This is a genomic window from Kosmotoga sp. (assembly GCF_982836095.1).
Genome location: NZ_CEYIHJ010000103.1, coordinates 1 through 6,739 on the forward strand (window position 1 = coordinate 1; position 6,739 = coordinate 6,739).

The 6,739-nt window shown below is 42.9% G+C and carries 6 protein-coding genes and 1 pseudogene; all 7 read left to right on the top strand.

Annotated features, from left to right (window positions below):
• A partial coding sequence (gene iolG, locus AC3LHT_RS07375) for an inositol 2-dehydrogenase (RefSeq protein ID WP_488662447.1) occupies nucleotides 1-982 on the top strand: 982 nt, incomplete at its 5' end.
• Between the two features lie 7 nt (nucleotides 983-989).
• A complete protein-coding gene (locus AC3LHT_RS07380; RefSeq protein WP_366011128.1) occupies nucleotides 990-2,225 on the top strand; it encodes an NAD(P)-dependent malic enzyme in 1,236 nt (411 codons plus the stop codon).
• A 90-nt stretch (nucleotides 2,226-2,315) separates the two neighbouring features.
• Complete coding sequence (locus tag AC3LHT_RS07385) at nucleotides 2,316-3,251, top strand: sugar ABC transporter substrate-binding protein (protein ID WP_290644706.1); 936 nt, start codon at nucleotides 2,316-2,318, stop codon at nucleotides 3,249-3,251.
• Nucleotides 3,252-3,333: 82 nt separating this feature from the next.
• Nucleotides 3,334-4,311, top strand: coding sequence for an ABC transporter permease (locus AC3LHT_RS07390; protein ID WP_290644704.1), 978 nt, complete (start codon nucleotides 3,334-3,336; stop codon nucleotides 4,309-4,311).
• A gap of 23 nt (nucleotides 4,312-4,334) precedes the next feature.
• Nucleotides 4,335-5,072 (top strand): ATP-binding cassette domain-containing protein, encoded by a 738-nt coding sequence (locus tag AC3LHT_RS07395; protein ID WP_290644702.1) that lies wholly within the window; start codon nucleotides 4,335-4,337, stop codon nucleotides 5,070-5,072.
• 326 nt (nucleotides 5,073-5,398) lie between these two features.
• A complete protein-coding gene (locus AC3LHT_RS07400; RefSeq protein ID WP_290644700.1) occupies nucleotides 5,399-6,391 on the top strand; it encodes a LacI family DNA-binding transcriptional regulator in 993 nt (330 codons plus the stop codon).
• 44 nt (nucleotides 6,392-6,435) lie between these two features.
• Nucleotides 6,436-6,739 (top strand): annotated as a pseudogene (locus AC3LHT_RS07405) (ABC transporter substrate-binding protein); the annotation flags it as partial.

Genomic DNA, 6,739 nt, shown 5'->3' on the forward strand with positions numbered 1-6,739 from the left:
GGGAAGATTGGGAAGGATTCACACAACTAACCTCATTCAGCACGTGCCGGAAGCCAAGGTCAAAACACTGGCAGATCCGCGGGTTGATGAAACAAAGAATTGGGCTGAACGTTTGGGCGACTTCGAAATCACGGCCAATTGGCAGGATGTTTTAGAAGATCCTGAGATAGACGCCGTGGTTATCGCATCTCCAACTACATTACATGGTGAAATGTTAAAAGCGGCTGTTAAAGCAAAAAAACATGTTTTTATGGAAAAGCCCCTTGCACATAATCTAGAAACGGCCAGAGAGCTTTATAAAAACCTAAAAGACACCGGCGTTAAAATCCAGATTGCCTTTAATAGGCGCTTTGATCATAACTTCAGAAAGGTCAAAGACTTTATAGATTCTGGCGAACTCGGTGAAATTCATTTGATCAGAACGACTTCAAGAGATCCCCACCTGCCCGATATAGAATTCGTGAAGAAATCCGGTGGCATCTTCTTCGATTTCATGATCCATGAGTTTGACACTGCAAGGTTTTTAACGGGGTCAGAAGTAGTCGAAGTTTACGCTGGTGGCAGTGTACTCCTTGACCCCAGAATAGGCGAAGCGGGAGATTTCGATACCGCCTATGCCATATTGAAGATGGAAAACGGTGCGATTTGTGCGATTGATGTCAGTAGAAAAACCACCTATGGATACGACCAAAGAGTAGAAGTATTTGGTTCGAAAGGTAGCGCACGGGCCGAGAACGATAGAGAAACCAACGTCATTGTGAGCACAGAAGCTGCGGTTTGTAGCGATAAGCCTTTGTACTACTTTCCTCAACGCTACATGCAGTCTTTTGCCAACGAAATTCGGGCTTTTGTTGAATCCGTTCTTGAAGATAAGGACGTTTCTGCTGGCGTAGAGGCTGGATACTATTCAATCCTCGTTGCCAGAGCTGCTGACATTTCAGCTAAGGAAAATCGTTCGGTAAAGATTGCCGAATTGATTTGATGGAGGGATTGAAATGAATAACGAAGCATTAGAGTTGCATAAAAAGTTCAGAGGAAAGCTTGAAGTCAAGAGCAGGGTACCGGTTAATAATCAGAAGATGCTTGCCCTTGCCTACACACCGGGTGTTGCAGATGTATCCAGATTGATTCATAAAAAGCCTGATGAAGTTTTCAACTACACGAATCGCTGGAATGCAGTGGCGATCGTCTCAGATGGATCAGCTGTGCTGGGACTTGGAAATATAGGACCTGAAGCTGCTCTGCCTGTTATGGAAGGAAAAGCGGTATTGTTCAAGGAATTTGCAAATGTTGACGCTTACCCCCTTTGTATAAACACACAGGATCCTGAGAAGATAGTGGAATTTGTAGAAACGGTTAGCCCCACTTTTGGCGGAGTGAATCTTGAAGATATTGCCTCGCCACAGTGTTTTTACATTGAGAAAGCACTCAGGGAAAAGCTTGATATTCCGGTTTTTCACGATGACCAGCATGGAGCGGCTATTATAATACTCGCTGCCTTGAAAAATGCACTGAAAATAACTGGTAAGAAGCTAAGCGAGATCAAGGTTGCAACAGTTGGGATAGGTGCTGCTGGCGGAGCGATCATAAAAATGCTTCTTGCAGCTGGCGTCAAGAACATCGTGGCATGCGATAAAAACGGTATTTTAAATAAAGAATATCCTGAAACGCTGTTAAATGCTTTTCACGAAGAAATTGCTCTCTTGATAAATCCTGAAGGGCTTACAGGAACTCTCAAAGATGCCATAAGAGGTGCTGATGTGTTTATCGGAACTTCCATAGGCGGGCTTGTCAATAAAGACATGGTTAAGTCTATGGCAAAGGATCCCATAGTTTTTGCCGTTGCAAACCCCATTCCAGAGATTTATCCAGATGAGGCCAAGGAAGCAGGTGCGAGAATCGTGGCAACCGGAAGATCCGACTTCAATAACCAGATAAACAATGTACTCGTTTTCCCGGGTCTTTTCCGTGGCGCATTATCCGTCAGAGCGAGAGATATAAACGATGAAATGAAACTCGCTGCCGTGGATGCCCTGGCGGGGTTTTTGCCTGATGCAGAAATCAACGAGAACAAGATCATTCCGTGGGCATTTGACCCGGGTGTAGGCAAAGCTGTTGCCGTCGCAGTGGCCAGGGCCGCTGTTGATTCTGGTGTTGCTCGAATCATGCCGGATTTTGAAGAACTCAAAAAAATCATAGACAAAGATATTTCTCAACCCCGCTAAATACCAGAAAGAAAGGGGGGATAGAAAACAGGGAAAAAACGGGGAATTTTTCTTGTAAATTCCAAAATTACTTGAAAGGGAGGGTATTGCATGAAAAAAGTTCTTGTAATACTTTTGGTTGTTCTTAGCTCGAGTCTTTTACTTGCAGAGATGAATTTCTATCTGGTTTCCCATGGAGGGCCTGCTGATCCATTCTGGGGAATCGTGATGAAAGGCATGAATGATGCAGCTGAGAAATATGGAGTGAACGCAACGTATCTTGGACCAGTGAAGTATTCTCTTCAAACCTTCGTTAATAATTTGAACGCGGCCATTGCTGCGAAGCCAGATGGGTTAATAGTCACAATAACCGACGTTAACGCCGTGGAAGAGCCTCTCAAAAGGGCGATCTCTTCCGGAATTCCGGTCATCGCCATCAATGTTCCAGACCCAAGAACAGGGTTGGATAAAATTCCATACATCGCTTACATCGGAAACAACGAATATCTTGGTGGATACAATGGCGCAATGTATGTTCTCTCACAATTCACACCTAAACGCGCAGTTATAGCAATTCACGAAGTAGGGCATGCTGGAATGGAAATGAGGGCAAAGGGTATAATGGATGCTCTCAGTCCAAAAGGAATTCCTGTCGAAAAATTGAATATTACCGTAGATCCTTCAAAAGGCGTATCGGTTCTTGAAGGTTACCTGCGAAAACATCCTGATACCGACATGATTTTCACCCTTGGCCCTATAGGAACACTCCCAGCTGTAACCGTGGTAGAAGACATGGGGCTTGAAGGAAAGGTCAAGGTAAGCGGTTTTGACCTTACCGAAGAAATGCTCAAGTGGATAGAAGAAGGAAAAGTTCTATATACTGTTGATCAGCAGCAATACTTGCAGGGATATCTTGCAGTGGAATTTCTTTACTTCTACAAAAAATATGGTCTCTCTCCCATTGGTGATGTGCTAACAGGACCTTTCATTATTACAAAGGACAATGTTGGCCCTGTAGAAAACAGTGTAAAAGAAGGTTATCGTTAATACTTGGGAGGAAGGGGAGAGCTCTCCTCTTCCTCCTGAATTCTCATATTACTCTTCAGACCTGAGAAGGGAGAGATACTGAGTGGCAACAAACAACAATGGACCGTTAATACTGAAATACCTGCGATTTAAAGAAGTTGGTGGTGTAGTTTCTCTTGTAGCAATTTTCGGTATCTTTGGAATTATGAATCCACAATTTTTATCGCTGGGTAATCTGGTTACTATCTCTACTGTTGCTGCTGAACTTGGTTTAGTAACAATGGGAATAAACCTGGTTATGATATCAGGAGAATTTGACCTGAGTGTTGGTTCGATCTTTGCCTTAACGCCGATAATCTTTGCGCTACTAGCGAAAAACGGTGTGCCAGCTATTCTGGCTGTAATCATCGCTTTGGCTTTCGCCGCTGGCCAGGGAATTGTTAATGGTGTTGTTACGACAAAAGGGCGTATTCCATCGTTCATAACGACGCTGGGAACACAATGGTTCTGGCGTGGGGTTGTTCTTGCTGTTACCGGGGGATTTCCTATTTTATTGCCTTCAAGTGGAAAATTCATTGCAGAAATTTTTGGAGGCCGTTTCGGTCCCAACATGCGTTGGTCAAGTTTATGGTTTGTTGGATTCACTTTCCTGTTTTATTTCATTCTCGACTGGACACGTTATGGAAACTGGATATCAGCCAGCGGGGGGAATCCAAGTGTTGCTGATGCCATGGGAGTAGAATCATGGAAAATCAAGACCTCAACGTTTATGATAAGTGGTCTTATGGCGGGCCTTGCAGGTATTGCCACTTTTGCGAGATTCCGTATTGTAGATCCATCACTTGGAGTTGAAATGGAGCTTCAGGCAATCACCGCTGCCGTTATAGGTGGCACACTCATGACAGGTGGATATGGAAGTGCCTTTGGTGCCTTCCTGGGTAGTATAATTCTTGCTTCTCTCAACAACGGGCTGATCCTCATTGGAGCTCCCGCTTATTGGTATCAGGCATTTGTAGGGATAATACTCGTTGCTGCTGCTTTAAGTAACATAAGGATCAAGAAAAAGCTTGTTGGGGAATGAACGGAGCTTGTGGAGGTGTTGCTATGAGTTTACTTGAAGCTAAAGGTATTAAGAAGAGTTTTGGAGCAGTTGATGCGTTAAAAGGAGTCGACTTCAGGGTTGAAGAGGGAGAAGTCGTTGGCCTGTTGGGAGACAATGGTGCGGGAAAATCTACTTTGATAAAAATCATCGCTGGTTATTACCACCACGATGAAGGACATATTTTTTTCGATGGAAAAGAAGTTAATTTCAATACCCCCCGTGATTCGCATAATGCGGGGATAGAGGTCGTTTATCAGGATTTGGCTCTTGTTGGCTTGATGCCAGTGTGGAGAAATTTCTTTCTTGGCAGGGAAGTGTGTAAAAAAGTTGGACCACTGAAAATACTCAACAAACATGAAATGAGAAATGTATCCCGTCAGGGGCTCAGAGGGCTTGGTATAGAGATCCCATCAGTTGATCAGGCTGTGGCCTTTTTATCGGGTGGTCAAAGGCAAACTGTCGCCGTAGGTCGAGGGGTACACTTTGGCGCGAAGTTATTAATACTCGATGAACCAACAGCCGCTGTTTCAGTTCGTGAAACTGAGGCAATATTAAGCCTCATTGAAAGAGTCAGCGAAAAAGGCATATCTGTTGTTTTGGTGGCGCATAACATCTACCATGTGTACAGGGTTGCTACAAGATTTGTCGTTCTTGACCATGGGGAAAAAGTTGCAGATGTATCCAAAGATGAGGTTACTCCGGAAGATTTAATCAAGATCATAGCACCCCCGCTCAATTGATATTGAAAATTGAGTCGAGTTATCTAGTGATTCAAAGTTTGTATGCGCTTACATTACAAAATTTCTTGTGAACTGCTTATAATGGCGTGTGCAAAGCATGTGAATTTAAGCTCAAATGATATTTGCTTGTGAAGTGTGTTCTAATTATGAAAATGTATGCGATTACATCATGCTTTATCGTGAACCCTCTTAATACCGAATAATCATTGATGACCATATATCTTGGCAAGTAATCGGGTTTTGCATCAAAGCAGCACTGTGAGAGAATAAATTATGTGGAATTATATGTAGTATGTGTAGTATGTACTGAATAAGGAGGGTTATCGTTGAAAATTCGAACGAAGGATGTTGCGAGAATTGCAAATGTGTCAACTGCTACCGTCTCCCGGGTTATAAACGGAAGCCCGAATGTTTCGGAAAAGACAAGGCAGAGAGTACTTATGGCCATTGAGTCGTTGAATTACAAACCCGATATTTTTGCAAAAAACCTCGCAAAAAAAAGATTTTATGAAATCGGAATTGGCTGTCCAGATGAAGTATTCAGGGGAATTGAAAGTTCTGAATACCAGTTTTATGTGAAGGTTTTCGAGGGTATACAGGATTACTTCTCACGCAAAAAATGCAATTATTCGATTTTTCCCTTTAGCATGCTGAACGAAAGAGATGGCGTTGAAGAAAAAGATGGCTTTTTGTTAGTAGGTGGCGGAATTTCAGAAGGGATTATAGAGAAATTTCAAGACATCGGAAAACCCTTTGTCCTTGTTGACCAATTCATCTCCGGGTATGATGTGGACTGTGTGATTTCAAATGGGTTTGATGGGGAATACAAATTGATCAAGCGCTTTTTGAAAACCGGATATAGAAAAATCATCTATATTCACAACGTTGCCAAACATTTCAGTTATGAACAAAGGATGATTGGTTATAGAAGGGCAATGCGCGAAAAGAGCTTGGAACCTGTGATATACGATTTTGCCGAAGGTCAAGACCTGAAGCTTATTCTGAAAAGGATTCTGGATGATAATAAAGAGCCCGAACTCATTGCTGTTTTTGAAGATCGCTATGCTATTGATGTTATTGAATATCTTAAAGAACTGGGGAAAAAGGTTCCTGAAGAAATTGGCGTTCTCGGTTTTGACAATATCATCTCATCAGCGAGTTGCCAACCGCCGTTAACCACTGTACATGTTCCAAAGGAAGAGATGGGCTCTTTGGCAGCAAAACGTTTGTTTGACCTTTTGAATAAGGAAGATATCAGTCCTGTACAGATTTCGTTGTTTACCAAGGTTCTTATGAGGAAGAGTGCCAAGCTTAGATAAATTCTGTGGCCTTTGGCCATCATTTTGAAAAAGGAGGGGTTTTTATGAAACGTGCGCTTATCTTTGTATTGCTTTCGCTTTTTGCGCTGTCTTCACTATTCGCTGTTCAGACTATCAAACTCGTTGCCTGGGCAGTAGGACCTGATGATCCATCAATTAACAGAAAGGTGAATCTTGAAAAAGCGGCAGAGATGCTGAACACAGTACTCGAAGCTGCTGGAGCCGATATAAGAGTTGAGGTAGAAGCTTATTTCGATTCCACTGATTGGAGTTCTTACAAGCAGAGGGCACTTATTGCTTTTCAGACGAAAGATCAACAGCTTGACATCATCACTTCTGGACACGACG